The organism is Protofrankia sp. CiP1_Cm_nod3 (assembly GCF_982290655.1).
In genome coordinates this window covers 8,046-10,151 of record NZ_CEVIVD010000173.1, presented here as the reverse complement: position 1 = coordinate 10,151, position 2,106 = coordinate 8,046, and the positions used below count along the sequence as shown (strand labels likewise).

At 69.9% G+C, this 2,106-nt stretch carries 2 protein-coding genes; one reads left to right on the top strand and one right to left on the bottom strand.

Annotation, left to right across the window (positions count from 1 at the left end):
- Nucleotides 1-693: CbiX/SirB N-terminal domain-containing protein (locus tag AC5LUJ_RS21555; RefSeq protein WP_493465617.1), on the top strand; the 693-nt coding region annotated here is incomplete at its 5' end.
- A gap of 128 nt (nt 694-821) precedes the next feature.
- Here the strand turns inward: AC5LUJ_RS21555 and AC5LUJ_RS21550 are convergent.
- The gene (locus AC5LUJ_RS21550; protein ID WP_250291299.1) at nt 822-1,700 is read right to left on the bottom strand and encodes a DNA adenine methylase; all 879 of its coding nucleotides are present in this window, start codon (nt 1,698-1,700) and stop codon (nt 822-824) included.
- Nucleotides 1,701-2,106: the final 406 nt, after the last annotated feature.

Sequence of the window (2,106 nt, the reverse complement as noted above, 5' to 3'; positions counted from 1 at the left end):
GGCGCGCTCGCCCGCGAACGCGCCCGCCATCCCGGTCTGCGCTACACCTACGGACGCCCGCTCGGCCCGCATCCGACGTTGCTGACGGCGCTCGACGAGCGCATCGACGCGGTCTGCCCGCGCGCCGAGCGGGCGAAGGTGACCGTGCTGCTGGTCAGCCGGGGCTCCACCGACCCGGACGCCAACGCCGAGATCGCCAAGGTCGCCCGGCTGCTGTGGGAGGGACGCGGGTTCGCCGGTGTCGAACCGGCGTTCATCAGCCTGGCCGAGCCGGGCGTGCCCGCCGGCCTGGAGCGCTGCCGCCGGCTGGGAGCGTCCCGGATCGTGGTGGCGCCCTACTTCCTGTTCACCGGCGTCCTGCCGGAGCGGGTGGTCGCCCAGGCCACCGCCTGGGCCGCCGAGCACCCGGGCGTCGACGTGCGCTGCGCGGGCCTGCTCGGCGACAGCGACGCCCTGGTGGACCTGGTGTTCGAGCGCTTCGCCGAGGCACTGGCCGGGGACATCCGGATGAACTGCGACACCTGCCTGTACCGGGTCGCGCTGCCCGGCTTCGAGCACCGGGTGGCCGCCCCCCAGGCCCCCCACGACCATCCGGACGACCCGACGCATCCGCACGGACACCATGATCACCACCGCGGTCACAGCCACGAACATGGTCACGGGCATCACCGGCATGCCTCCCACGCGTCCTGAGCGGCCGGCGCCCATGCCCGCCCCGGTCACGCCGGGTACAGGAGCCGACCGGTAGGCGCCTCCGCTCGACCTCCGACCGCCCCTGCCCGGTCCCGGCCGGGCCACGGCCTGGCCGGGACCGTCCGCGGCTACCGCACCTGGCGGTCGAAGGGGGCCTGGGACGGCACGGGCGGGTCGTAGCTGGTCACCACCACGTCCCAGCTACGCCGGGCGGACGCGTTCAGGCTGATGTCACGCCGGGTGGCCAGCCGCAGAACGCGGAAATCACCGCCGAACAGGTCGCGCACGAACGGCGTGTCGCTGTTGGTCATGGTGATGAAAACTCCCCGGTCGGCCGCGCGACGCATCGCCTTGTAAAGCCGCACCTGGTCGTCCGCCCCGAACTGGCCGGCGGTGTACCGTCTGAAATCAGACCAGCCGCCGAGTGGTACGTACGGCGGGTCGCAGTACACCCAGTCACCCGTTTCGGCGTCGTCGATCGCCTGTTCGAAGTCGGCCACCCTGACAACGGCGCCGCTCAGCGCCCTGGCGGCCCGCAGAAACGTCGTCCGATTGTAGTAGGGCCGGTCGTAGGCTCCGTACGGCGTGTTGAACTCGTTGCGACGGTTCACCCGCCACAGCCCCCGGAAGCTCGTCTTGTTGAGGTAGACGACCCGGGCGGCCCGTTCGAGGTCACTGAGATCCCGGGGACGCTGCCGGCGCACGTGTTCGAAGTGTTCGGGAGTGTTGGGCATCTCGTCGAGCCGCGCCATGACCGACTCCGGATCCCCGGCGACGACCCGGAAACAGACGACGAGTTCTTCGTTCGCGTCGGAGAGAACAGCGCGGCGAGGCCCCAGTTCGAAGAACACCGCGCCACTACCGAGAAAGGGCTCCCGGTACGAGCCGGTGAACTCCGGCGCCAGCCCCACGAGCGCGCTCGCGTACCTGCTCTTGCCCCCGGCCCACTTCAGGAACGGCTTCTCGCCGGGGATACGACTGGTGGTCCGCAGACCCGTCGGCTGCACACGTCAAGACTACGGGTTCCGTGCGACAGGGCCCGACGGCGCTCCGCGACCCGCGGCTGCACCTCAACGATCTTCGCCGTGTACCCACGAACCGCGGAACCCGGGCTCTCCACAGCGTGCCCTGGTGTCGGAAATCCGACACCACATGAGAGCCCCAGACGGAAGATCTGATTACTTTCAGTAAGAAATTCGATCGACCGGTTCGGATCAAGACTTGTCAGTGATCTCTTGGTCACAAGGGTGACATCGGCGGGATGGCATCTTCGGGGACGCCCTCCCCATGGCAGTCATGAAGCGCCGGGAACGCGGTGATCGCTGGAGGTGGGCGCGCCCACCTCCAGCATGCTCCGACGCGCCGGCGGCATCCGTCCAGGCCACGCCACTCCGATCGTGGCCGGAGACGACC